This is a genomic window from Salinicoccus cyprini, assembly GCF_007713705.1.
In the GTDB taxonomy this organism is placed as follows: Bacteria; Bacillota; Bacilli; order Staphylococcales; family Salinicoccaceae; genus Salinicoccus; species Salinicoccus cyprini.
Window position 1 is genome coordinate 468,656 of record NZ_VMSJ01000001.1, and the last position, 25,129, is coordinate 493,784.

Here is a 25,129-nt window from a genome sequence, read left to right on the forward strand (position 1 = left end):
ATGAAATCTTATAGAATTGTGCCCATGGCTGTTCTCGGTCTGTTCATACTGGCGCTCGATCAGTATACGAAGTATCTGGTTGTCCGTTTCATGGAGGAGGGGGAGTCGATACCGCTGCTCGGCGATTTCCTCTCATTGACTTCCCACCGAAACAGCGGCGCTGCCTGGGGGCTGTTCCAGGGACAGATGATCTTCTTCTACCTTGTGACAGTTCTTGTACTGGGTATACTGGTATATGTGTATATCAAGGAAGCAAAGGATAACTTCCTGCTGCAGACAGCCATCGTGCTTCTGATGGCAGGGGCCTTCGGCAATTTCATCGATCGTGTGCTGTTCCAGGAAGTAGTGGATTTTATTGATGTTCTGATCATCTCCTACGATTTCCCGATTTTCAACGTGGCGGATAGTGCGCTCTCAATCGGTGTCGTACTGATGCTGATCGAATTCTTCTTCATAGGAAAAGGTGACAAGAATGCATGAAATAATAGTAAATGACAACGACAGCGGCCAGAGAATCGACCGGCTGCTCGCAGAACAGATCGAAGATGCATCCCGCAGTGATATGCAGGGACGCATCAAGGAAGAACTTGTTAAAGTGAATGGCAATGTAGTGAAAGCCAACTACAAGGTCAAAACAGGAGATATTGTCATCGTCGAGGACCGCGAGCTGGTCGAAGCGGATATCATTCCCGAGAACCTCAATCTTGATATAATCTACGAAGATGATGAAGTGGCTGTCGTCAACAAGCCGAAAGGCATGGTCGTGCACCCGGCAGCGGGGCACCCGTCCGGAACACTGGTCAATGGACTGATGTACCAGCTCGACAACCTGTCCGGCATCAATGGTGAACTGAGACCAGGCATCGTCCATAGAATCGATATGGATACAAGTGGCCTCCTTATGGTCGCCAAGGATGACGTGACCCACAGACACCTCGTAGAGCAGCTGGTGGAGAAGAGCGTGACCAGAAAATATACCGCCCTTGTCCACGGCACCATCCCGCATGACAAAGGTACCATCGAAGCGCCGATCGGACGCAATCCGAAGGAGCGCCAGGAGATGGCGGTGGTCGATGATGGCAAGGAGGCCGTCACCCACTTCAATGTCCTGGAACGCTACAAGGACTTTACACTCGTCGAGTGCATCCTTGATACCGGCCGGACACACCAGATCCGCGTGCATATGAAGTATATCGGCTATCCACTTGCCGGTGACCCGAAGTATGGTCCGAGGAAGACGATCGAATCGGAAGGCCAGATGCTGCATGCAGGCACCCTCGGATTCGTTCATCCGAAGACGGGAGAGTACCTCGAGTTCACTGTGCCGCTGCCGGATGTATTCGAGGACGTACTGGAAAGTTTGACACTCCTCTCCGATTAGTCCTTGACATTGAAAATGAATAGGAATAGACTGTTAAGGAAAAGTAAATAGCCATTGTCTTTAAACGAAGTCCCGTGAGGCTTCAAAGACATGATATAAACGGGTGCACCCGCCATAGGCGGAATGCATAATTATTAGGATACGTGTATACTCATGTCTTTGGACATGAGTATTTTTTTATACAATTTTTGAAAAGAGGTCATTGATATGGAACGGAGAACCATTCTGGACGAGTCGCAGATCAGCCGGTCGCTGACCCGGATGTCCCACGAAATACTGGAACGGAATAAAGGGTCTGAGGGCATTGTATTCCTCGGCATCAAGACGCGGGGAGAATTTCTGGCCACCCGGCTACAGGAACGGATAGAAAGCATCGACGGCGTCAGAATACCGACAGGCACCATCGATATTACGGCATTCAGGGATGACAGGCAGCCGGAAGGCAGGGAGGCAGAGGAGACCATTTCGGTCGATGTTCCGCTCGATGGCCGGCATGTCATCGTCGTGGATGACGTCCTCTACACCGGAAGGACGATCCGGGCGGCCATGGACGCGATACTGAGCCAGGTCCGGCCGGCTAAAATATCCCTGGCTGTACTGATCGACCGGGGACACAGGGAACTGCCGATACGTGCGGATTACGTCGGCAAGAACATTCCGACAGCACGGGATGAGAAAATTCATGTGAACCTTGCAGAGTACGATGAGACCAACGAAGTGACATTAAGCAGATAATAGGAGGAACAAAGTCATGCAGGACAGAGAATCAACAGAAGAAATCTATAGCAAAAGTGTAGAGCCGGTACTGGATGTACACGAGAAACCAAAACCCGCCCAATGGCTGCTGCTGAGTTCACAGCACCTGTTCGCCATGTTCGGCGCCACTGTACTTGTACCATTTCTGACGGGGCTGCCGATATCAGCCGCCCTGATCGCAAGCGGGATCGGCACACTGCTCTACCTGCTCATTACAAAAGGACAGATTCCTGCATACCTGGGCTCAAGTTTCGCATTCATTCTGCCCATTACCATCGCGCTTGGTGCCAACAGCCTCGGTGAAGTACTGACCGCCCTCTTCTTCAGCGGTGTGCTGTACGTCATCATCGGACTTGTGATCCGGCTGTTCGGCATCAACTGGCTGATGAATCTGCTGCCGCCGGTTGTCGTCGGTCCGGTCATCATGGTCATCGGCCTCGGACTTGCACCGGTTGCTGTCGACATGGCCATGTATACGGATTCCGGCAACCAGGAAGGCTACAGCATGCTCTACATATTCGTTGCAGCCGTGACGCTCATCATCACCATCTGTGCCTCCATTTTCCTAAGAGGTGTGCTGTCGCTCATCCCGATCCTGATCGGCATCGTCGGCGGCTACATCACAGCAGTGATTGTCGGCATCGTCGACTTCACCGCAATCAGGGAGACGGGCTGGTTCGTCCTCCCGGATGTGCATGTGCCTTTCGTATCCTATGATCCGACTGTGAATGTCGGTCTGATGATCGTCATGCTGCCGATCGTCTTTGTTACGGTCAGTGAACATATCGGCCACCAGATGGTCATCAACAAGATCGTCGGCCGCAACTTCTTCAAGAAGCCCGGGCTGCACCGGTCGCTCATCGGGGACGGCGTCTCCACAATGTTCTCAAGCATCATCGGCGGTCCGCCGACGACAACATATGGTGAAAACATCGGGGTGCTGGCCATCACACGGATCTTCAGCGTGTGGGTCATCGGCGGCGCAGGTGTCCTTGCCGTCATACTCGGCTTCATCGGCAAGTTCACAGCAGTTGTGCAGAGCATCCCTTCACCCGTCATGGGCGGTGTCTCCATACTGCTGTTCGGCATCATCGCATCAAGTGGTCTCAGAATGCTGATCGATGAGCAGGTGAACCTCGATTCGAAAAGAAACCTCGTCATCGCATCGGTCATTCTGGTCGTCGGCATCGGCAAGGCCCACCTCGACTTCACCATCGGGGACATCCCGTTCAACCTTGAAGGCATGGCACTCGCAGCCGTTGCAGGCATTGTCCTGAATGCAATTCTTCCAAAGGAGGCGCCTTTACGAGATGAATAATCTGCTATCGATGCACCAGCTTACTGACACGGACATCATGCGCCTGATCGAAAGGGCACTTGAGATGAAGTCAGGCAACTACACACCGGTAAAAGAAGAAAAATATATCGCAAACCTCTTTTTTGAACCTTCGACCCGTACAAAGGCAAGCTTCGAAATGGCCGAACGGCGGCTCGGCATCACATCGATTCCGTTTGATGCCGACCACAGTTCGGTCACAAAAGGTGAATCGCTCTATGATACTTGCCGTACGATGGAGGCCATCGGCTGCGACGCGCTCGTCATCCGCCATGGCATCACGGAGTACTACGATGAAATGGAGGATCTCGGCATACCGATCATCAACGGCGGCGACGGCAGCGGTTCACATCCGACACAGTCGCTGCTCGACCTGATGACCATCTATGACCGCTTCGGCACCTTCAGTGGTCTGAAAGTGGTCATCGCTGGAGACATAACTCACAGCCGGGTGGCCAAAAGCAACCAGCAGGCACTATCGAAGCTGGGTGCTGAAGTCAGCTTCTGCGCACCTGAAGCATGGCAGGATGACAGCATGGCAGCGCCCTATGTCGACCTGGACGATGCAGTGGAGGAAGCGGACGTCATCATGCTGCTGCGTGTCCAGCATGAGCGGCATGACGATGCAGTCGACTTCACCAAAAAAGGGTATCATATGCAATACGGCATGACACTGGCACGGCACCAGCGTATGAAAGAAAGTGCCATCATCATGCATCCCGCACCGGTCAACCGGGATGTCGAGATTGATGGCCGTCTGATAGAAGGTCCGCGTTCAGTCATTTTCGAACAGATGAAGAATGGTGTTTTCATGCGCATGAGCGTACTACAAGAAATTCTCGGGAGTGAAAATTAATGGGACTGCTTTTGAAAAATGGAATGGTACTGGAGAACAGCAATGAGGTCAGAAAAGATATATTCATCGAAGATGGTGTCATCGCAGAAATTGCAGACAGCATCGAGCGGGAAGGCGAAGAGGTGATCGACTGCACAGGCATGCTCATTACGCCCGGATTCGTGGACGTCCACGTTCATCTGAGAGAGCCGGGCGGGGAACATAAGGAGACGATCGAGACGGGCACGCTCGCTGCAGCCCGCGGCGGATTCACCGCCATCTGCCCGATGCCGAATACCCGTCCCGTACCGGATAATGCGGAGACACTCGCAAACATACAGAAACGCATCAAGGAGACGGCGCATGTCAAAGTGCTTCCATATGCTTCAATTACAGAGCGTCAGCTTGGACGCGACCTGGTCGATTTCCGAGGATTGAAGCAGGGGGGCGCATTTGCCTTCACCGATGATGGTGTCGGTGTACAGAGTGCTGACATGATGCTGCAGGCAATGCTTGAAGCGAAGAAGGTGGATATGCCTGTGGTTGCACATACGGAAGAGAACACACTGATTCATGGCGGCGCCATCCATGAAGGCGAAACGAGCCGCAGGCTCAAAATCCCGGGTATTCCATCCGTTGCGGAATCCGTACATATCGCACGCGATATACTGCTCGCAGAAGCGGCCGGATGCCATTATCATGTGTGCCATGTGAGCACCAAGGAAAGTGTGCGCATCATCCGCGATGCAAAGCGTGCCGGTGTGCATGTCACAGCAGAAGTGACACCACACCACCTGGTACTCGATGAAAATGATATTACAGGTGATGACCCGAACTTCAAGATGAATCCGCCGCTCAGAGGCAGTGATGACCGGGAAGCACTGATTGCAGGGCTGCTTGACGGTACAATCGATCTGATTGCGACAGACCATGCACCGCATGCAGAAGAAGAGAAGGCGGTCGGCATCGAGACGGCACCATTCGGCATCACAGGCAGTGAAAATGCCTTCCAGCTGCTCTATACGAAACTGGTCAAAAACGGTACGTTCACCCTGCAGCAGCTCGTCGACTGGCTGACAGTCAGACCGTCGGAGACATTCAACATGGGCATGGGTGTTCTGGCGGAAGGCAGGGCCGCGGATATCACAGTCATCGATCTCGGCAAAACATACACACTCGACAAAGAGAGGTTCTATTCAAAGGCACGCAATACACCATTCCACGGCATGGAACTGGAATCGGATATCCACATGACCATCGTTGATGGCAAAGTGGCATATAAGGAGGAAGCATGATGCTGAAAGAAAAAAGATACCTGGTACTGGAAGACGGCACAGTCTACGAAGGCTATCCCTTTGGTGCAAACAAACCATCGGAAGGGGAGCTTGTCTTCAATACAACGATGACCGGCGCGCAGGAAGTGATCACCGATCTGTCCTATACGGATCAGATCATCACGTTCACCTACCCGCTCATCGGCAACACCGGAATGAACACGGAAGATAACGAATCGCTGATCGCCCAGGCACGCGGTGTGGTCGTCAGGGAAGCAAGCACAGGCCCTTCCAACTTCCGTACATCTGAAACGCTGGACGAATTTCTGAAGCGCCATGATATCCCTGGAATCAGCGGCATCGATACGAGAAGCATCACCAGAAAACTCAGAAGCGGTGGTGTGATGAAGGCGATCATTACAGATGAGACATACCATGAAGATCTGATCGAACTGCTGCAGAATTCCGAGTTCCGCACAGACCAGGTCAAACGCGTTGCGACAAAAACCCCTTATATCTCAACAGGACCAGGCCCGCGCGTCGTCCTGATCGACTACGGCAAGAAGGAGAATATCGTCCGCCACCTGAATGGTTTCGGCTGTGATGTTACGGTTGTCCCTTACGACACGACCGCCGAACAGATCAGACAGATGCGCCCGGACGGTGTCATGCTGTCGAACGGTCCCGGGGATCCGGCCAACATTCCGGACCAGATCCAAACTGTGAAGGAGCTGCTCGGTATACCGCTATTCGGCATATGCATGGGCCACCAGGTATTCGGCATGGCATGTGGTGCAAAGACGTTCAAAATGAAGTTCGGACACCGTGGCAGTAACCATCCCGTAAAAAATCTCGCAACAGGCAAGATTGAAATTTCATCACAGAACCATGGCTATTCCATTGATCCCGATTCTCTGGAAGGCACAGGCCTCGAAGTGACGCACATCGCCCTGAACGACAATACGGTCGAAGGACTGAGACATACGGAATATCCGGCATTTTCAGTGCAGTACCATCCGGAAGCCAGTTCCGGCCCGCACGATCCGGAATATCTTTTCAAGGAATTCATAGATCTGATGAAACAGAAGGAGGGCAACCATGCCTAAACGTAAAGACATCGAAACCATTCTCGTCATAGGAAGCGGTCCGATCATCATCGGCCAGGCAGCAGAGTTCGACTATGCAGGCACACAGGCCTGTGTCGCATTGAGAGAGGAAGGCTACCGTGTCATCCTTGTAAACTCAAATCCGGCAACCATCATGACCGACAAGGAGATTGCGGATGTCGTCTATATCGAGCCGCTCACTCCGGACTTCATCGCAAGGATCATCCGCAAGGAGCAGCCGGATGCGCTGCTGCCGACACTCGGCGGACAGGTTGGTCTCAACATGGCAGTGGAGCTGGATCGTCTTGGCATTCTTGAAGAGAATGGCGTGGAGCTTCTTGGAACGAAACTGTCCTCCATCAAACAGGCAGAGGACCGCGACCTTTTCAGACAGCTGATGAATGAAATGGAAGTTCCGGTTCCAGATTCCGACATCATCACGACGATGAACGAAGCAGTCACTTTCAAAAATCGTGTCGGCTACCCGTTCATCGTACGTCCTGCCTTCACCATGGGAGGTACAGGCGGCGGCATCTGCTACAACGATGAAGACTTGAGGGAGATTGTAGCTAACGGCCTGAAATACTCGCCGGTCAGCCAGTGCCTGGTCGAAAAATCGATTGCCGGTTTCAAGGAAGTCGAATACGAAGTGATGCGTGATTCCAACGACAATGCGATTGTTGTCTGTAATATGGAAAATATCGATCCGGTCGGCATCCATACAGGTGACTCGATAGTTGTTGCACCGACACAGACGCTGACGGACAAGGAGCACCAGATGCTGCGCAACGTCTCGCTCGATGTCATCCGCAGACTGGAAATCGAAGGTGGCTGTAATGTCCAGCTGGCACTCGACCCGCACTCCTTCGACTACTACATCATCGAAGTCAACCCGAGGGTGTCACGCTCTTCTGCATTGGCATCAAAAGCGACAGGCTATCCGATTGCCAAGCTTGCTGCGAAGATTGCCATCGGCATGACACTGGATGAAATGATCAATCCGATCACCGGTACAAGCTATGCAGCATTCGAACCGGCACTGGACTATGTCGTATCGAAAATTCCACGCTTCCCATTCGATAAATTCGAAAAAGGGGAACGCAAACTCGGTACGCAGATGAAGGCGACAGGGGAAGTCATGGCCATCGGCCGTACGTATGAAGAGTCCCTTCTGAAAGCCATCCGTTCACTTGAATACGGTGTCCATCACCTCGGTCTTCCGAACGGCGATGAATTCGAACTTGACTACATCAATGAAATGATCCAGAAGCAGAGTGATGAAAGACTGTTCTACATCGGAGAAGCATTGAGGCGCGGTGTGTCCATGGAGACCATCCATGAATGGACGAAAATCGACATGTTCTTCCTGAGGAAGTTCCAGCACATCATCGATATCGAGCATGAACTGAAGGAGAATCCGAAGTCCATGGACCATCTGAAATGGGCCAAGACATACGGCTTCAGTGACAGAGTGATCGGCCATCGATGGAACATGAGTGAAGAAGAAGTATTTGAACTGCGCAAATCTCAAGGTCTGATGCCGGTCTACAAAATGGTGGATACATGTGCGGCAGAGTTCGAGTCTGAGACACCATATTTCTATGGAACGTACGAGCAGGAAAATGAATCCATCGTCAGTGATCGCGAGAAGATCATCGTTCTCGGCAGTGGTCCGATCCGTATCGGCCAGGGCGTGGAGTTCGACTATGCCACTGTCCACGCAGTATGGGCCATCCAGGAAGCGGGCTATGAAGCCATCATCATCAACAACAATCCCGAAACGGTTTCGACGGACTTCTCGATTTCCGATAAGCTTTATTTTGAACCCCTTACACATGAAGACGTCATGAACATCATCGAACTGGAGCAGCCGAAAGGTGTCGTCGTCCAGTTCGGCGGACAGACGGCCATCAACCTGGCAGATCGTCTGGAACGTGACGGTGTGAAAATTCTTGGAACCTCCCTCGATGATCTGGACCGTGCCGAAGACAGAAAACGCTTCGAGGCACTGCTCCGTGAAATCGATGTGCCACAGCCGCTCGGCAAAACGGCGACGAATGAGCAGGAGGCGCTCGATAATGCAACATATATCGGCTATCCGGTACTTGTACGCCCAAGCTATGTTCTTGGTGGCCGTGCCATGGAGATCGTCTATAATGAAGATGAACTCAAAAACTACATGAGGGACGCAGTGAAGGCATCACCGGAACATCCGGTACTGATCGACCGCTACCTGACAGGCAAGGAGATTGAAGTGGATGCCATCAGCGATGGTGAGAACGTCATCATTCCGGGCATCATGGAGCATATCGAACGTGCCGGTGTACACTCCGGAGACTCCATTGCAGTATATCCGCCGGTGACACTGACCAACAACGAGATTGCGACACTCAAGGACTATACGGAGAAGCTGGCACTTGGCCTCAATACAATCGGACTGATCAACATCCAGTTCGTCCTGTCCGATGGCGAAGTCTACGTACTTGAAGTCAATCCGCGTGCGAGCCGCACCGTGCCTTTCATGAGCAAGATCACGGAAATACCGATGGCCAACCTTGCGATGAAGGCGATTCTCGGTGCCGACCTGAGAGATATGGACCATCCGCTCGGACTCGCGCCATTCAAGAAGGGCTACCATGTCAAAGCACCGGTATTCAGCTTCAGCAAGCTGAAGAACGTGGATATCACACTTGGACCTGAAATGAAATCAACAGGTGAGGTCATGGGCAAGGACTTGAGCCTCCATAAGGCACTCTATAAAGGACTGGTGGCAAGCGGTCTTGAGGTGAAGGATCACGGCACAGTACTCATGACGGTTGCCGATAAGGATAAGGAAGAGGCTGTAAAGCTTGCCCACCGTCTCTCCCAGTGCGGATACCGCATCATGGCGACAAAAGGAACAGCCAAGGTACTCGGAGAGCATAGGATTCCATATATTACTGTGGACAAGGTCAGCGAAGGCGAAAACAGTCTGCTGAAAAATATCCAGAATGGCAGTGTGCAGATTGTCATCAATACAATGACGAAAGGAAAACAGGTGGAGCGCGACGGTTTCAGAATCAGAAGGGAATCGGTCGAGAACGGCATTCCATGCCTGACATCCTTGGACACGGCACGCACGCTTGTGGAAGTCATTGAAAGCATGACGTTCAATATGGAAAAGATGTAGGTGAAGAAATGAAAAATCTGATGACAGTGGTAGATCAGAAATCCATTGCGGACAAGATTCATGAGATGGTGCTTGAAGGGGATATTACAAGCACCATGGAGACACCCGGACAGTTCGTCCATGTCCGCATCAATGATACGACAGAGCATGTGCTGAGACGTCCGATTTCGATTGCCGATATCGATCATGAACATTCACGGTTCACCATCATATACCGTGCCGAAGGCGAGGGGACAAGGAAGCTTTCGAAGCTTCGGGCAGGGGATGCTGTAGATGTCCTCACCCCTCTTGGCAACGGCTATCCACTCGAGCAGAATGACCATGTACTCATCATCGGTGGCGGCATCGGCGTGCCTCCGCTGTATGAGCTGTCAAAGCAGCTGAACCGGATGGGAGTCAGAACGACACACGTCCTCGGTTTCAACTCGAAGAAGGATGTCTTCTATGAAGACAAGTTCAGAGCACTCGGTGAAACGCATGTCGCAACAGCAGATGGATCCTATGGTACGGAGGGGTTCGTCACGGACGTGATCCGCACGCTCGATCAGCAGTTCGACTGCTTCTATGCCTGTGGTCCTAAAGTCATGCTCAAAGTATTGAGTGAAACCATGGATATGGACGGCTACATTTCGCTTGAAGAACGCATGGGCTGCGGTTTTGGTGTATGCTACGCCTGCGTGTGCGAAACGGCGGAAGGCGACTGGATCAAGCTGTGTACAGAAGGTCCGGTTTTCAGGAAGGGAGAGATTGTACTATGAACAGCAGTGCATTGAACATCACTCTTCCGGGACTTGATCTTAAAAATCCGATCATGCCCGCTTCCGGTTGCTTCAGCTTCGGGGAGGAGTTCTCAAAGCTCTATGACTTGTCTGATCTCGGTGCCATCATGATCAAAGCGGCGACACATGAGGCAAGAACCGGCAACCGGACACCGCGTGTCGCGGAGACTTCAAGCGGCATGCTGAATGCCATCGGACTGCAGAATCCAGGTGTCGACCACATTTTGGAACATGAGCTCAAGTTTCTCGAACAGTTCGATGTGCCGATCATCGCCAACGTTGCCGGCAGCGAAGTCGACGACTATGTCATTGTAGCCGACAAAATATCCAAGGCTCCCAATGTCAAAGCTATCGAACTCAACATCTCCTGCCCGAACGTCAAGGAGGGCGGCATCCAGTTCGGTACCGACCCGGAGACTGCCAGACGTCTGACGTCCCGTGTCAAGGAAGTGTCTGATGTACCGGTATATGTAAAACTTTCACCCAATGTGACAAGTATTGTGGACATGGCGAGAAGCGTCGGTGATATAGCCGATGGACTGACAATGATCAATACGCTGGTCGGCATGCGGCTCGATGACCGTGGACGCCCGATCCTCTCGAATATCACCGGAGGTCTCAGCGGCCCTGCAATAAAACCGGTGAGCCTGAACATGATCTACCAGGTGCGCCAGCATCTGCCCCATATTCCGATCATCGGCATGGGCGGCATCTCGAACGTCGATGATATTCTCGACTATATTTCTGTCGGTGCGGACGCAGTGGCAGTCGGAACGATGAATTTCACAGATCCGATGATCTGTCCGACGCTCATACAGTCACTCGATGAACGGGTGGCAGAAATGGGTCTTGATCATCTTCATGATCTTAAAGGCCGCGCCTATAAAACACTCTGAGGAGGATATTATGAACAGACCGATAATTGCACTCGATTTCAGTACCATGACAGAAGTGGGAGAATTCCTTGGAAAGTTTGACGAAGCCCTTTTCGTGAAGGTCGGCATGGAGCTCTATCTTCAGAATGGACCTGCGGTCATCAGGGAAATCAGAGCGATGGGGCATGACATCTTCCTCGATCTTAAGCTGCATGATATCCCGAATACTGTCGGCAAGGCGATGGCCGGACTCGGGGCACTTGATGTGCAGATGACGAATGTCCATGCGCAGGGCGGCGTCTCCATGATGAAACGTGCTGCGGAATCCTTCAAGGATCATAACCCGGATGGCGTACTGATTGCCGTGACGCAGCTGACGTCGACGAGTGAGGAAATGATGCAGCAGGAACAGAAATCCATACTCACTCTGGATGAAAGTGTTATTCATTATGCGCAGCTTGCCAAAAATTCGGGTCTTGATGGCGTCGTCTCATCCCCACTCGAGTCTCAATTGATACATGAACATTGTGGCGATGATTTCCTTACTGTAACACCGGGCATCCGTCTGAATGAAGATTCGAAGGATGACCAGGTGAGGGTGGTTACACCTGCTGGGGCAAACGCCCTTGGCAGCGACCATATTGTTGTTGGCCGATCCATTACAAAAGCCAGTGATCCGGCCGCCCAGTACAGAAGAGTAAAAGAAGAATGGGAAAGCGGGGAAGAATAGTTGAAACAACGTGTAGCGGAAATACTCTTGAACATCAATGCGGTGGAACTGAGCCCGGACGCACCATTTACATGGGCAAGCGGCATCCAGTCCCCGATCTACTGCGACAACCGGAAAATCATCGGCGATGTCGAGGCGAGAAATGAAATTGCCGATGCATTCGCCGAGCAGATCAGAGCACAGGCACCGGACGTGGAGGTGATTGCAGGAACATCCACTGCAGGCATCCCCCATGCAGCCTACATCAGCGAAAAACTCGGACTGCCGATGTGCTATGTACGCGGCAGCAAAAAGAAGCATGGCAAGGGCAACCAGATAGAAGGTGCCGCTGTAGCGGGCAGGAAGGTCGTCCTCATTGAGGATCTTATTTCAACCGGCGGCTCCTGTCTTGAAGCGGCAGAAGCACTGAAGGAAAGTGGGGCCGACCTGCTGACTGTCATCGCCATCTTTACATACGGCATCCCGTCAGCGGCACAGGCATTCGAAAGGGTGGATCTCACATTCCATGCACTGAGTGATCTGGATACTCTGATAGACGTCAGCATCAGCCGCGGTGTGATTACGGAAGCACAAAAGGACACGGTTCTCCGATTCAGGGAAGATTTGTCCAAATAAAAAAGATCGGAATGGATACATATCCATTCCGATCTTTTTGTTCTAGCCTTCAAATATCATTTCATTGATCGATTTTGCTTCGGCTTCGATGTCCTCGCTGTCGAGCGATACATACAGTTTGATCTTCGGTTCTGTACCGGAAGGGCGGAGGGCAATCCAGCCATCTTCGAAGTGGATCTTGATGACATTTGCCTCGGGCAGATCGATGGATTCCGTATTGCCATCACTATATGATCTTTCCTGCGTCTTAAAGTCCTCGGTCATGATGACCTTGCGGCCTTCTATTTCGTCCGGCGTGTCATTGCGGAATCCGGTCATGATGTCTTCGATCTTCTCCTTGCCGCTTGCCCCTTCGAATGTGTGGCTGTACAGAACTTCCATCCGGCGTCCATACTTTTCGTAGATGGCCTCGAGGGCATCCACCAGCGTTTTCCCATCATTCTTCAGTTCGCTTGCCATTGATATGATGTATGGGACAATCTGGATGGCATCCTTGTCGCGGACGAATGGTTCGAGCAGGTAGCCATAGCTTTCTTCGTAACCGAGAATGAACTGATGCTCCTGATCATCTTCAAGGTTCTTGATCTGCTCACCGATATATTTGAAACCGGTCAGCACCTCGATCATTTGTGCGCCTCTGTCTTCGGCAATCTTGCGCCCGAGATCACTCGTTACGATGGATTTGATGACGACGGGTGTACTGCCTTCATGCTTCTTCAGACGATGATCCAGCAGCAGTACGCCGAGCTGGTTGCCGTTCAGATGGATGTATTCCCCTTCATGCAGCACCTGCAGACCGATCCTGTCAGCGTCCGGGTCTGTTGCAATCAGTACATCCGCGCCGATGTCGGTACCAAGTTTCCTTGATTCCTCGAATGCCTCGACACTTTCCGGGTTCGGCGACTTGATGGAAGGGAAGTCGCCATCCGGCTCACACTGGTCTTCGACAAGGGTACAGCTGCTGAAACCGAGGGTATCGAGCATCTCGGGAACAATCGGTACACTTGTACCATGCAGGCTGGAGAAGACGACTTTCAGATCGGAACTTGGTATTTCAGGAATGAATGCCGTAATGCGCTTCCTGTAGCTCTCTTCCATTTCAGCCTCGATGTATTGGGCTTTGCCGGAATCAAGCGCTTCATCGAATGGTGTGCTGTCGATATTGAATATATCTTCGATTGCGTTGATCTTCTCACTCAATTCGGCAGCTGGGGCATCGATCAGCTGTGCACCGTCCGGACCATACACTTTAATACCGTTATATTCCGGCGGGTTATGGCTTGCTGTAATCATGACGCCGAAGTCTGCACCGTGCTCCCTGACATGGAAGGAGAGTTCAGGTGTCGAGATGTATCGTTCCGACAGGCGGACAGACACATCGTTATTGACGAGAACGCTTGTCATCGTCTCTGCAAATTCAGGAGAGAAGTGCCGTGTATCATATCCGATGACAACAAGCGGCTCCTCTTTTCCCTCGAGTGCATGCGCAAGGCCAAGTGCGACCTTTTCCACATTGTAGCGGTTGAGCCGGTTCGGCCCAAGACCGATCTTCCCTCTGATTCCTGCTGTACCGAATGACAGCGTACCTCGGTAGGCATCCTCCTTCTCCTCTTCGGATAATGCATCATAGGCTTCTGCTGTAATGAAACTGCCTTCGATGTTATCTTCCCACTGTTTCCTATCCATTGATGATCACACTCCTGATATTCTTATTGTTTGCTGTCTGATGCTTTTCTCAATATTGCCACTTCATAGCCCTTGATGTAGAAACTGCGATTATATACACCCTTATCATAATTCCGCTGGTTCGATAACTCAATCTCATAACTGTCCGATGCATCAAAATCGAGTTCCATGGATTTCTCGGTCGGATTGATGATGATCATGAACTCGCTGCCCTCGTATGAGATGCGTACACCAAAGCCGTTCGGCAGATTGCTGAAAGTCATGAATGACAGTGCTCTGCCAATACTTTCCCTGTCTTTCAGCCTGAAAACATCCTCCTTCTTCCTGAAGCGGATCAGCGATTTGACGAATTCGATATTATCCTGGTACTTTGCGCGCCTGTTCCAGTCCATACGGTTGAGCAGATCGCTCAGGTTGTACGTATTGCCATGACCGTACTTTGTCCGGAAGAACTCCTGCCCTGCGTGGAGGAATGGTGTGCCGAAAGAAAGCAGTACGAGTGCTGTCGCAATCTGATGCTGGCTCTCCAGTATATACTGACGTTTTCCGGAAGAGTACCTCAGACGGTCGTACAGCGTATGGTTGTCGTGAACCTCGACATAGTTGATGCTCATCTGGGCAGTGAAAGGGCGCTGGTAGCCCATATACAGATCCCTGATTGTATCAATTCCCTGGCCGTCACCATTCACATACCCTTTTTCACTGAGTTCAAAATTACTTCCTTTGAGTGCATCCCTGTAGTGGTCATTGAAGAAATGAACCGATGGAACGCGGTAGCTGTGTTCCGGGAGCGTCTTCTTATTGTATTCGAGTGCGGTAGGGAGGTCCCATCCTTCACCAAGAAGAAATATATCACGGTCCTGCTTTTCCACAATGGCTTCGATTCCCTGCATCGTTTCGATATCGAGCGCGCCCATCAGGTCGAAACGGTAGCCGTCGATGCGGTAGTGGTCGAGCCAGAAGGCGGTGGTATCTGTAATGAACCGGCGTGCCATCAGCTTCTCGGTGGCGAAATCGTTGCCCACGCCGGTGCCGTTCGACAGCGACAGGTCGGCATTATGCCTGAAGTAGTATCCAGGCACCAGCTTCTCGAAACTGGATTCCTCAATCTGATAGACGTGGTTGAAGACGACATCCAGTATGACCTTCATCCCATTTTCGTGCAGTGTCCGCACCAGTGTCTGCAGCTCGATGATCCGGCTGATGGGATCGCTCGGATCTGTCGCGTAGCTGCCTTCCGGTACCATGAAGAAATGGGGGTCGTATCCCCAGTTGTATTTCGTTTCGCGGTTGAGTTCATCTACAGTGGCAAAGTCGTTCACCGGCATCAGCTCGACATGCGTCACCCCGAGTTCCTTCATATAGGTGAGTCCGCTTGTCAGCCGATGCTTGGTGGTGGTCGACTGGGTCATGCCGAGGTAGAGTCCGCGCCACTCTTTCCTTACGCCACTGTTCGGATGGGATGTGACGTCCCTGACATGTGTTTCATAGATGATGGCGGAATCATTCGGAATATCCGGGACAGGATGGTTGCCAAACCCGGGCATCAGGCGCTCGAAGTCGACGACCATGGCTTCCTTGGCATTGGCGGATACCGCTTTGATATAGGGGTCGATGATGTTATGCGTCACATGATTATGACTGGCTTCATAGTGATAGTATCTACCATGACAGTCCTTGTTGATGGTCTTTTCGAAATAGCCATCGATCTTTTCCATCTGGTGAGGCTCCCCATCCAGAATCAGACGGCATTCGATGACTGTTGGTGCAAACACTCTGAAGATTGTACGAGACCGTTCGTAGCTTGCACCCATCTGCTGTTCCGTTGCATAATCCAGATCGAATTCGATGGACATAGGGTAGCGCCCCATCATGAGAGGGTACATTCTGCTATCATATTGGATGCAGGTGAAATAGTCGAGACTGACAGGCCGGGTGAGCCACACCGTCAGATAGCCTTCATATTTTTCAATGGTGCTGATCGGCAGCGCATCATCATTCTGGATGACTGATAGATCTTTTTTCTGTATATGCTGTGCATCATTGCTCAGTATCGTGATCTGATATGGTGCATCTAGGTATGCATCAATCATAAATAGCCTCCGTTTGCTTGAAGTAAATGTTACTTACATATAAAATGAATTCAAGGAAATATATTCAGATTATTATAACTTTTTTATACATCTGATTTTTTGAATTGTAGAATTGATTTAAGGGTATGTCATCAGTATAACGTAAAGGGGGAAAAATTTTGAGTGGAGAAAACTTGGAAATGGATAAATATCTATTTCATCAGGGCACCCATTACACAGCATATGATTTTTTAGGCGCTCATATACATGGAGATGAAGTCAGATTTATAACATGGGCACCGAATGCGAAACATGTACAGCTGGCCTGTGACGTGAACGACTACACAGGAGAAGGATTCGATTTTGAAAGACTGGGCGACCAGGGGCTGTGGATATTGACTACCCCTCGGCTGCAGGCCGGCGACAGATACAAGTATAAAATATATTTTGGAGATACTTATCATCTCAAATCGGATCCATATGGTTTCTATCATGAAAAGCGGCCCGCGACAGCAAGCATCATCCATGAGGACGATTTCAAGTTTACAGATTCCGAATGGATGGATAGGCGCAGAAGGCTCAATGTCTATGAATCGCCGATCAGCATATATGAGATGCACCTCGGCACATGGATGAAGCACCCGGTCGGGAATACTGAAAACAAGACAGTAGATGAAATTACGGATGAGGCGCACTACAGCTACAGGGAAGTGGCAGATGCCTTGATTCCATACTTGAAGGAGATGGGATATACACATGTGGAGTTCCTGCCTCTGACCGAGCATCCATTCGATCTGTCATGGGGCTATCAGGTCACCGGTTATTTCTCTGCAACAAGCCGCTACGGCCGGCCCGAGGAGCTGAAAGACCTCATCAACAAACTGCACAATGCTAATATCGGGGTCATCATGGACTTTGTACCGGCGCACTTCTGCAAGGATGCGCATGGGCTGCGTCTGTTCGACGGTACTCCGACTTATGAGCATCCGGATGAGGAAATTGCAGAGAAGCGGGAGTGGGGCACACTGACATTCGACTATGCCCGGCCCGAAGTGCAATCCTTTCTCATTTCGGCAGCGATGTACTGGATCAGGGAGTTCCATATAGATGGGCTTAGAATCGATGCGGTGCACAGCATGATCGACCTCAATTTTGAAAAGCGCGATGAAAATAGAAAAATTTTCAACGAAGAGGGTACAGAAGATAACATTGCGGGTATTGAACTATTGAAAAAATTGAATACTGTCGCTTTTGAATATGATGAAACACTCCTCATGATGGCTGAAGATTCATCCGACACACCGATGGTGACCAGTCCCGTCCATACCGGCGGACTCGGCTTCAACTTCAAGTGGGATCTCGGCTGGATGCATGACCGGCTGGATTTCATGGAAGAGGAATTTCACACACGGGAATATAATCACAACAAGCTCACATTCTCGATGGCCTACAAGTACAATGAAAACTATCTGCTGCCGCTATCGCATGATGAAGTGGTCCATGGCAAGAAATCCATTGTGGATAAGATGGCCGGCGACCAGTGGCAGCAGTTCGCCCAGACAAGGCTGCTCTATGGCAACCAGATGAGTGAACCAGGCAAGCAGCTGCTGTTCATGGGCCAGGAATTCGGAATGTACCATGAATGGAAAGACAAGGAGCAGCTGGATTGGCATCTGCTCGACTATCCGTTGCATTACGATCTTAAAAGGTATGTAGCGGATCTGAACCGGCTTTATCAGGAATATCCGGAGTTCCATCGCTCCGACTACCAGCCCGAAGGATTCAGGTGGCTGCTCGTTGACGACAGCAGCCATTCAATACTGAGCTACGCGCGAAAATCCGGAGATTCCTTCAAGGTCTGCGTCTTCAACTATCGTCCGGAAGTGTATCATGATTTCAAAATCCCTGTGCCGGAACCGGGCGTCTATCGTGAAATATTCAATAGTGACAGCGAAGACTACTCCGGTTCCGGTGTAGTCAGCAGTGGACGCCATTTCACCACTGATGAAGGCTATATCAGGGAGTCACAGTATATCCAGATCAGTGTGGCACCGTTGGCATTCCAAGTATTCGATTTGGAAGATAACAAAAATGGGAGGAAGAAATATGACTAACAAAACAGTAGCAATGTTATTGGCAGGCGGACAGGGTACCCGTCTTGGAGAACTGACAAAAGACCTGGCAAAACCGGCGGTACCGTTCGGAGGAAAGTACAGGATCATCGATTTTACAATGAGCAATCTTGCCAACTCCGGCATATCGACTGTCGGCCTGCTCGTGCAGTATTCTCCCCTTGTTCTGAACAAGCACATCGGTATCGGGAAACCGTGGGGGCTCGATCGCCAGTATGGCGGTGTCAGCGTACTATCACCCTATTCCAGCCGGGAGGGCAGCGCATGGTTCAGCGGGACAGCAGATGCGATCGTCAAGAACCTGCACTTCGTAGAGCAGTATGATCCGGATGAACTGATCATATTGAGTGGCGATCACATCTACCAGATGGACTACACGAAGATGCTTGATTTCCACCGTAAAAATAATGCCGATGCGACGATTTCCGCTATCGAAGTGCCTTATGAAGATGCAAACCGCTTCGGTATACTTAATACGAACGAGGATTTCAGCATCTATGAATTTGATGAGAAGCCCGAGCGCCCTAAAAATAATCTGGCTTCGATGGGTGTCTATATCTTCAACTGGCGTCAGATCAGACCCTACCTTCTGGAAGATGAGAAGGATGAAGAAAGTGACCACGACTTCGGCAAGGATATCATCCCGAAACTTCTGGCAGATGATAAGCGGCTGTATGCCTACAGGTTTGATGGCTACTGGAAGGATGTCGGTACCATCCAGAGCTACTGGGAAGCTAATATGGATCTTCTGAAAGAGGATCTGCAGACACTGCTCATGTCCCAGGAGTGGCCTACCTATCCGAATGAGGAGAACCGTCCGCCTGAATATATCGGTGAAACTGCGGAAATCAACAATTCACTCATATCCCCGGGAGCATTCATAGAAGGGTCAATCGACAATTCCGTCCTGTTCGTCGGTGTGGAGACCAAGGAAGGCACCAAGATCAGGGATTCCATCATCTTCCCGGACGTTGTTGTGGGCAGCAATGTAACACTTGAGCGCGTCATCGTCATGGCGGAAGTGGAAATACCTGATGGTGCCAGCATCATCGCATCGGATGATGACCCCATTGTCATCAGCCCGAATAACTTGAACGACTATATCTCAGAAGGAGGCAGTCAAAATGAATAATGAACTGCTTGGAATCATCAACCTCGAGCCGGAACAGGATTATCTGGATGAACTGACCTACTTCAGGAGCAGCGGTTCGGTCCCATTCATGGGCCGCTACCGCCTGATCGACTTTACACTTACAAATATGGCACACTCCGGCGTCAATGTCGTCGGCGTATTTGCAGGCAATAAATTCAGATCCCTTCTGGATCACTTGAGCCGCAAGGAAGAATTTGGATTTGAAGGCAAGCATACACGTATATTCGTACTGCCTCCCGACTGGAACGACCCTTCCGATATTTCACAAGGGGACTTGAAGTACTTTCACAACCATGCGGATCTCCTCAGACGTTCCAAAGCCGATCATGTCATCGTTTCCGGTACACAGTTCATCTCGAATGACAACTATGCCCAAGCGGTCGAATCCCATAGAAAATCGGGGCGTGACATCACTTTTGTAGGCGAGGAAGTTTCAGGAGATATTCCGGAAAGTCCGGTGCTCAGAATGATCACAGAAGGGGAGGATCTGAAAGGATTCACTCATGACCAGAGCAACGGTCATCTATACACAGGAGTCTATATCATCAAAAAAAGTGTGCTTGAGAACATCGTGCAGTTCTGTATCGACAACTATAAGCAGAATCTCTTCCATCACGGCATACGTGAACAGCTTGAAAACTACGATACCGGTTTCCATAACATCGATGGCAACACACTGTACTTCTATTCCGTCCAGTCCTATTTCAACAACAGCATGAAACTGCTTGACAAGGCGCGCTACCGTGACTTCTTCTATGGCCAGAAGAGGGTCAAGACGAAGATAAGCACGAATCCGCCGACGCTGTATAAGAATGGAAGCAGTGCCAGACAGTCGGTTGTCGCCAACGGCGTTACACTGGAAGGCTCAGTCGAAAACTCTGTCCTCTCGAGGAATGTATGGGTCGGCAAAGGTGCCACCGTCAAAAACTCGATCATTTTCGCCAACTGCTGCATCGAACCCGGCGCGCACCTTGAAAATGTCATTCTGGACAAGGATGTCCGAATTACTGAAGGCAGACAGCTCATGGGCTCCGAAGAGAAGCCATATGTCGTCGCCAAGCGATCTACAATCTAACTACGATACGGGAAAGAAGTGACAGTATGAAACATGTATTATTTGCTGCAAGTGAATGTACGCCTTTCATCAAGTCCGGAGGACTTGCAGATGTGATCGGCAGCCTGCCGCAGGCACTTGTAAAGGAAGGGGCGAGGGTATCGGTCATACTGCCCCTCTATAAGGAAATCATCCATTCCGAATACCGTCAGGATATGGAGGAAGTGATGATCTTCAATACGCCTGTCGGCTGGCGTAACCAGTATACGCGCATTCTGAAGTATGAGACGCGCGGCATCACCTATTATTTCGTCGACAATGAATACTATTTCAATCGTGACGGACTGTACGGCTATATAGATGATGGCGAACGCTTCGTCTATTTCTCCAATGCCATCATCGAGTTCATGTACAGGGTTGAGGCGCACTTTGATGTACTTCACTGCCATGACTGGCAGACGGGTGCAGCAGTGGCGATCGGCAGCATCAAACGTCCGCACCCTGGCATGAAGACGGTCTATACGATCCACAACATCCAATATCAGGGCTGGATTGAAGAATCCGCGTTCAGCGAACTGTTCAATCTTGAGAGGGAGCACTATGCCGGCTTCGAATGGCAGGGCATGCTCAATATGATGAAGGCAGCCATCCATCATGCCGATGACATCACCACAGTTTCAGAAACATATGCAGAAGAGATCATGACACCATTTTTCGGCGAAGGTCTGGAATCAGTTCTGGAATACCGCAGGGAAGATCTGCATGGCATCATCAATGGTCTTGATGTCACCGACTATAATCCGGTCAGGGACGAAGCGCTGTACTACCGCTACCGCTCCTCACGCAGGACCAAGCTCAAAAATAAAACGGCCCTGCAGCAGGACCTTGGGCTGAAAGTGGATGAGAATATTCCACTGTATAGCATTGTCACTCGACTTGTCGGCCAGAAGGGCATTGATCTGATTGAACATATCATGCATGAATTTCTGGCTGAAGATGTCCAGCTTGTTGTTCTCGGTTCCGGCGAAGCCGCCTATGAGGACTATTTCAGATCACTTGTCCACAACTTCCCGGACAAGGTCCATGTCACGCTCGGATTCAGTGAATCCTACGCGAGGAAACTCTATGCTTCAAGCGACTTCTTCATCATGCCGAGCCTGTTCGAACCGTGCGGTCTCGGTCAGCTGATCGCCATCCGCTACTTGACGGCACCGATCGTCAGGGAGACAGGTGGACTGAAGGATACGGTCATTCCATACAATGAATATGAGCAGACGGGTAATGGCTTTTCATTTGAAAACTATAATGCCCACGAACTGCTCAACGCGATGAAATACAGCCTCTACATCTTCCATCAGAAGTCCCATATGGAAGCGCTGTGCAAAAACATGACAGCGTCGGACTACAGCTGGGCCAAGTCGGCCGAGCAGTATCTGAACCTATATGACGCATAATAAAAATCATCGTACGGTTGTCCACCGTACGATGATTTTTTAATCTGTTCTGCCACTTTCCATAGCTGCGGCTTTCTGCCTGTCCGGTGTGACAAAGACCGTTTTCTGGTCGGTGTACGTGACGAATCCGGGCTTCGCGCCGCTGACCTTGTGGACGTGTCTGATCTCCGTATAGTCGACAGGTACCGATTCGGAATCCTGGGCTTTTGAATGGTATGCTGCGAGCATTGCCGCTTCCAGTATATCCTGCTCTTTGATTTCAGCAGCAGGGCGCGTAATGACGACGTGGGATCCCGGGAGGTCTTTCGTATGGAACCATAGATGGTTGTTCTGTGCCTTTCTTGTCGTCAGGTAGTCGTTCTGCTTGTTGTTCTTGCCGACAAGTACGTCAAGGCCGTTTGATGTCGTGTAGGCGTGGAGCTGTATTTTCTGCTTCTTCTTTTTGGACTGCTTGCGGTTATTCTTGATGATGCCCTGCTCGATGAGCTCCTCACGTATTTCATCGACTTCCTCTTCCGTTGTGATGCTGTCCATCTGGTGGAGCAGATTGGATAGGTACTCCATATCCTCCCGGGCGCGATCGAGCTGGATGCCCGCACTGTTTTCCCGCGCTTTCAGCTTGCTGTAGCGCTTATAGTACTTCTGGGCATTATCACTTGCAGAAAGGTGCTTATCAAGCGGAATTGTGACCGGTTCATTCGTGTAGTAGTCGATCACTTCGAGCGCTGCATCATAGGGCTTCACCTGGTGCATATAGGCTGTGAGCAGTTCGCCATACTTCTGATACTTGTCCTTCTCTTCGGCTTCTTTGAGATCGTCCTTCAGCTTGTCCATCTTTCTTGCGACCTTGTCGTATTCACGCTCGATGAGCTGGAGATAGTCCTGCGCCTTCTGTCTGATGAGTGATTTCCTGTATCTGTCATGATAGTAGTCATCCAGCAGCCCGGATAGCGAGTCGTAGGTCTCATCCGCCTCACCAAGATGCGAGAGGGGGGTGAAGTAGAATATCTCCTTGTCATTCCTGTTGTAGAGTACCGGTCTGATATCTTCAGCCTGGCTGAGCGTCTGCTGTATGGCAGGCACGATATTCTTTATCGTGAAGTAGCCGGCGTTGTGTTCGACTTCCTTGAGGAAGAGCGGACTGAAGCCTTCCGTATTGTTAAGGATCTGCCTATTGATCCTGCCGCTGTTGAAATCGATCAGCCCGGGCAGTGACCGGATCTCTTCCGTTCTCGGATTGAGTTTCGGCTCCGTCGGTGGTGCCGTATAGCCGACTCCCGGCATGATCGTCCGGCTGTTGTTGTTCGGGGTCAGGTGCTTGATGCCGTCAAGTATTCTATAATCCTGGTCGGTGATGATGATATTGGAATGGCGCCCCATGATTTCAAGAATCAGTATCCTTCTGATCTCATCACCGATCTCATTCCTTGACTGGATATGGATTTCCACCCTCCGGTCATTTCCAAGCTGCCGGATCTCCTGGATGATGCCGCCTTCGAGGTGCTTTCTTGCAACACGAAGGAACATTGGCGGCTCGAAGGGGAACTCATACTTCTGGCCGGTCAGATGAAAACGCGCATACATCGGGTGTGCACTGATGAGCAGATGGTGGTTGCTGCCTGCAGAACGCACCTTGAAAATCAACGATGTTTCATCGATCTGCTGTATTCTATTGATCTTGCCCCGGCGGAGCACTTCCAGTTCCGAAAGAAGTGCATGGACAAAGTTGCCGTCGAATGCCATGGTTTCGTCCTCCTAGTTTAGACTACCCAGTATTTTAACATGAAACCCGATGTCTTTGTTCACGCCAGCGATTTAATGATGAATTTTTCTTTCGGATATGGTACATTAAGAGATAATTACAAATAGAAAGGTAACGTGTTATGACTTCAGACAAGGGACTGCTGATTGTTCTGTCCGGTCCATCCGGCGTAGGCAAAGGGACTGTCAGAAAGGCGATTTTCGACCATCCGGATACGGATTTCAAATACTCAATCTCCATGACGACGAGACAAAAGCGCGCAGGTGAAGTGGATGGCGTGGATTACTTCTTCAAATCCAAGGAGGAGTTTGAAGCACTGATCGAGCAGGATAAATTTATCGAGTATGCTCAATATGTAGGCAACTATTATGGTACCCCGGTCGATTACGTGGACCAGACGATGGCTTCCGGCCATGATGTCTTTCTTGAGATCGAAGTGGAAGGTGCGAAGCAGGTCAGGGAGAAGTTTCCTGAAGCACTGTTCATTTTCCTGGCACCGCCTGATCTTACCCAGCTTGAAGAGAGGCTGGTCAATCGTGGCACCGACTCTCCGGAAATCATCAGGCACCGTATAGATGAGGCCAAGCGTGAACTCAGACTGATGAACCTGTATGACTACGTTGTAATCAACGATGATGTGGATCATGCGCGGCAGCGGGTGCAGTGCATCGTTGAAGCTTCCCACATGAAGCGGGCACGTGTTGAATCCAAATTAAGAAAAATGCTACTGGAGGTTAATCAATAATGCTATACCCAGCGATTCATGAATTGAAAAAGAACGTCGACTCCAAATATCTCATGGTGACCATGGCGGCCAAGCGTGCACGCCAGCTGCAGGACCACCCGGAGGATCTTGCGATGGATGACTATGAAACACTGAAGACGGTAAGCCGGGCACTTGAAGAGATCGCCCTGAACAAAGTTAAGGAAAAACACTAGCTGACAAATTTTTGTCAGCTT

At 50.6% G+C, this 25,129-nt stretch carries 21 protein-coding genes; 18 read left to right on the forward strand and 3 right to left on the reverse strand.

What is annotated here, in order from left to right:
• The 12 genes from lspA to pyrE all read left to right on the forward strand — a co-directional run bounded on the left by lspA (position 1) and on the right by pyrE (position 12,856).
• Positions 1–480, forward strand: coding sequence for a signal peptidase II (gene lspA / locus FO441_RS02280; protein WP_145285192.1), 480 nt, complete (start codon positions 1–3; stop codon positions 478–480).
• Positions 473–1,381, forward strand: a complete 909-nt coding sequence (locus FO441_RS02285) for an RluA family pseudouridine synthase (RefSeq protein ID WP_145285195.1) — start codon at positions 473–475, stop codon at positions 1,379–1,381. Before lspA ends, FO441_RS02285 begins: the two co-directional genes overlap by 8 nt.
• Before the next feature lie 207 nt (positions 1,382–1,588).
• A complete protein-coding gene (pyrR, locus tag FO441_RS02290) occupies positions 1,589–2,116 on the forward strand; it encodes a bifunctional pyr operon transcriptional regulator/uracil phosphoribosyltransferase PyrR (protein ID WP_145285197.1) in 528 nt (175 codons plus the stop codon).
• A gap of 16 nt (positions 2,117–2,132) precedes the next feature.
• Positions 2,133–3,455, forward strand: a complete 1,323-nt coding sequence (locus FO441_RS02295; protein ID WP_145285200.1) for a uracil-xanthine permease family protein — start codon at positions 2,133–2,135, stop codon at positions 3,453–3,455.
• Complete coding sequence (locus FO441_RS02300; protein WP_145285202.1) at positions 3,448–4,329, forward strand: aspartate carbamoyltransferase catalytic subunit; 882 nt, start codon at positions 3,448–3,450, stop codon at positions 4,327–4,329. Before FO441_RS02295 ends, FO441_RS02300 begins: the two co-directional genes overlap by 8 nt.
• Entirely contained in the window at positions 4,329–5,603 is a 1,275-nt protein-coding gene (locus FO441_RS02305) for a dihydroorotase (protein WP_145285205.1), read from the forward strand. Before FO441_RS02300 ends, FO441_RS02305 begins: the two co-directional genes overlap by 1 nt.
• A gap of 2 nt (positions 5,604–5,605) precedes the next feature.
• Positions 5,606–6,688 carry a glutamine-hydrolyzing carbamoyl-phosphate synthase small subunit gene (carA, locus tag FO441_RS02310; protein ID WP_186365484.1) on the forward strand — a complete coding sequence of 361 codons (1,083 nt, stop codon included), beginning with the start codon at positions 5,606–5,608 and terminating at the stop codon, positions 6,686–6,688.
• Positions 6,681–9,857 carry a carbamoyl-phosphate synthase large subunit gene (gene carB, locus FO441_RS02315; protein WP_145285211.1) on the forward strand — a complete coding sequence of 1,059 codons (3,177 nt, stop codon included), beginning with the start codon at positions 6,681–6,683 and terminating at the stop codon, positions 9,855–9,857. The genes carA and carB overlap by 8 nt, the downstream gene beginning before the upstream one ends.
• An 8-nt stretch (positions 9,858–9,865) precedes the next feature.
• Positions 9,866–10,615, forward strand: coding sequence for a dihydroorotate dehydrogenase electron transfer subunit (locus FO441_RS02320; RefSeq protein ID WP_145285214.1), 750 nt, complete (start codon positions 9,866–9,868; stop codon positions 10,613–10,615).
• On the forward strand, positions 10,612–11,532 hold the full coding sequence (locus FO441_RS02325) for a dihydroorotate dehydrogenase (protein ID WP_145285216.1): 921 nt from the start codon (positions 10,612–10,614) through the stop codon (positions 11,530–11,532). The genes FO441_RS02320 and FO441_RS02325 overlap by 4 nt, the downstream gene beginning before the upstream one ends.
• Positions 11,533–11,539: 7 nt before the next feature.
• A complete protein-coding gene (pyrF, locus tag FO441_RS02330; protein WP_145287299.1) occupies positions 11,540–12,241 on the forward strand; it encodes an orotidine-5'-phosphate decarboxylase in 702 nt (233 codons plus the stop codon).
• The gene (pyrE, locus tag FO441_RS02335) at positions 12,242–12,856 is read left to right on the forward strand and encodes an orotate phosphoribosyltransferase (protein WP_145285219.1); all 615 of its coding nucleotides are present in this window, start codon (positions 12,242–12,244) and stop codon (positions 12,854–12,856) included.
• A 42-nt stretch (positions 12,857–12,898) separates the two neighbouring features.
• On the opposite strand, the gene FO441_RS02340 is transcribed toward pyrE, so the two are convergent.
• Both FO441_RS02340 and pulA read right to left on the reverse strand, forming a co-directional pair.
• Entirely contained in the window at positions 12,899–14,542 is a 1,644-nt protein-coding gene (locus tag FO441_RS02340) for a phospho-sugar mutase (RefSeq protein ID WP_145285222.1), read from the reverse strand.
• A 23-nt stretch (positions 14,543–14,565) separates the two neighbouring features.
• Complete coding sequence (pulA, locus tag FO441_RS02345; protein ID WP_145285225.1) at positions 14,566–16,635, reverse strand: type I pullulanase; 2,070 nt, start codon at positions 16,633–16,635, stop codon at positions 14,566–14,568.
• A gap of 158 nt (positions 16,636–16,793) precedes the next feature.
• Here pulA and glgB point away from each other — a divergent pair, with 158 nt between their 5' ends.
• From glgB to glgA, 4 genes are read left to right on the forward strand one after another with little or no spacing between them, the layout of a single operon-like run.
• Positions 16,794–18,728, forward strand: a complete 1,935-nt coding sequence (glgB, locus tag FO441_RS02350; RefSeq protein ID WP_145285227.1) for a 1,4-alpha-glucan branching protein GlgB — start codon at positions 16,794–16,796, stop codon at positions 18,726–18,728.
• Complete coding sequence (locus FO441_RS02355; protein ID WP_222927799.1) at positions 18,721–19,878, forward strand: glucose-1-phosphate adenylyltransferase; 1,158 nt, start codon at positions 18,721–18,723, stop codon at positions 19,876–19,878. Before glgB ends, FO441_RS02355 begins: the two co-directional genes overlap by 8 nt.
• Positions 19,871–20,974 carry a glucose-1-phosphate adenylyltransferase subunit GlgD gene (glgD, locus tag FO441_RS02360; protein WP_145285232.1) on the forward strand — a complete coding sequence of 368 codons (1,104 nt, stop codon included), beginning with the start codon at positions 19,871–19,873 and terminating at the stop codon, positions 20,972–20,974. Before FO441_RS02355 ends, glgD begins: the two co-directional genes overlap by 8 nt.
• A 26-nt stretch (positions 20,975–21,000) precedes the next feature.
• Positions 21,001–22,407: a glycogen synthase GlgA gene (gene glgA / locus FO441_RS02365; RefSeq protein ID WP_145285235.1), complete on the forward strand. Its 1,407-nt coding sequence runs from the start codon at positions 21,001–21,003 to the stop codon at positions 22,405–22,407.
• Positions 22,408–22,446: 39 nt separating this feature from the next.
• Here glgA and FO441_RS02370 read toward each other — a convergent pair whose 3' ends face one another.
• Complete coding sequence (locus FO441_RS02370; RefSeq protein ID WP_145285237.1) at positions 22,447–24,150, reverse strand: Rqc2 family fibronectin-binding protein; 1,704 nt, start codon at positions 24,148–24,150, stop codon at positions 22,447–22,449.
• Positions 24,151–24,290: 140 nt separating this feature from the next.
• On the opposite strand from FO441_RS02370, the gene gmk reads away from it, so the two are divergent.
• Both gmk and rpoZ read left to right on the forward strand, forming a co-directional pair.
• Positions 24,291–24,914, forward strand: a complete 624-nt coding sequence (gmk, locus tag FO441_RS02375; RefSeq protein ID WP_145285240.1) for a guanylate kinase — start codon at positions 24,291–24,293, stop codon at positions 24,912–24,914.
• Entirely contained in the window at positions 24,914–25,108 is a 195-nt protein-coding gene (gene rpoZ, locus FO441_RS02380) for a DNA-directed RNA polymerase subunit omega (protein ID WP_145285243.1), read from the forward strand. The genes gmk and rpoZ overlap by 1 nt, the downstream gene beginning before the upstream one ends.
• Positions 25,109–25,129 lie beyond the last annotated feature (21 nt).

Coding starts and splice junctions, on each gene's coding strand:
- lspA (WP_145285192.1), top strand. CDS start 1: ATGAAATCTTATAGAATTGTGCCCATGGCTGTTCTCGGTCTGTTCATA.
- FO441_RS02285 (WP_145285195.1), top strand. CDS start 473: ATGCATGAAATAATAGTAAATGACAACGACAGCGGCCAGAGAATCGAC.
- pyrR (WP_145285197.1), top strand. CDS start 1,589: ATGGAACGGAGAACCATTCTGGACGAGTCGCAGATCAGCCGGTCGCTG.
- FO441_RS02295 (WP_145285200.1), top strand. CDS start 2,133: ATGCAGGACAGAGAATCAACAGAAGAAATCTATAGCAAAAGTGTAGAG.
- FO441_RS02300 (WP_145285202.1), top strand. CDS start 3,448: ATGAATAATCTGCTATCGATGCACCAGCTTACTGACACGGACATCATG.
- FO441_RS02305 (WP_145285205.1), top strand. CDS start 4,329: ATGGGACTGCTTTTGAAAAATGGAATGGTACTGGAGAACAGCAATGAG.
- carB (WP_145285211.1), top strand. CDS start 6,681: ATGCCTAAACGTAAAGACATCGAAACCATTCTCGTCATAGGAAGCGGT.
- FO441_RS02320 (WP_145285214.1), top strand. CDS start 9,866: ATGAAAAATCTGATGACAGTGGTAGATCAGAAATCCATTGCGGACAAG.
- FO441_RS02325 (WP_145285216.1), top strand. CDS start 10,612: ATGAACAGCAGTGCATTGAACATCACTCTTCCGGGACTTGATCTTAAA.
- FO441_RS02340 (WP_145285222.1), bottom strand. CDS start 14,542: ATGGATAGGAAACAGTGGGAAGATAACATCGAAGGCAGTTTCATTACA.
- pulA (WP_145285225.1), bottom strand. CDS start 16,635: ATGATTGATGCATACCTAGATGCACCATATCAGATCACGATACTGAGC.
- FO441_RS02355 (WP_222927799.1), top strand. CDS start 18,721: ATGACTAACAAAACAGTAGCAATGTTATTGGCAGGCGGACAGGGTACC.
- glgD (WP_145285232.1), top strand. CDS start 19,871: ATGAATAATGAACTGCTTGGAATCATCAACCTCGAGCCGGAACAGGAT.
- glgA (WP_145285235.1), top strand. CDS start 21,001: ATGAAACATGTATTATTTGCTGCAAGTGAATGTACGCCTTTCATCAAG.
- FO441_RS02370 (WP_145285237.1), bottom strand. CDS start 24,150: ATGGCATTCGACGGCAACTTTGTCCATGCACTTCTTTCGGAACTGGAA.
- gmk (WP_145285240.1), top strand. CDS start 24,291: ATGACTTCAGACAAGGGACTGCTGATTGTTCTGTCCGGTCCATCCGGC.
- rpoZ (WP_145285243.1), top strand. CDS start 24,914: ATGCTATACCCAGCGATTCATGAATTGAAAAAGAACGTCGACTCCAAA.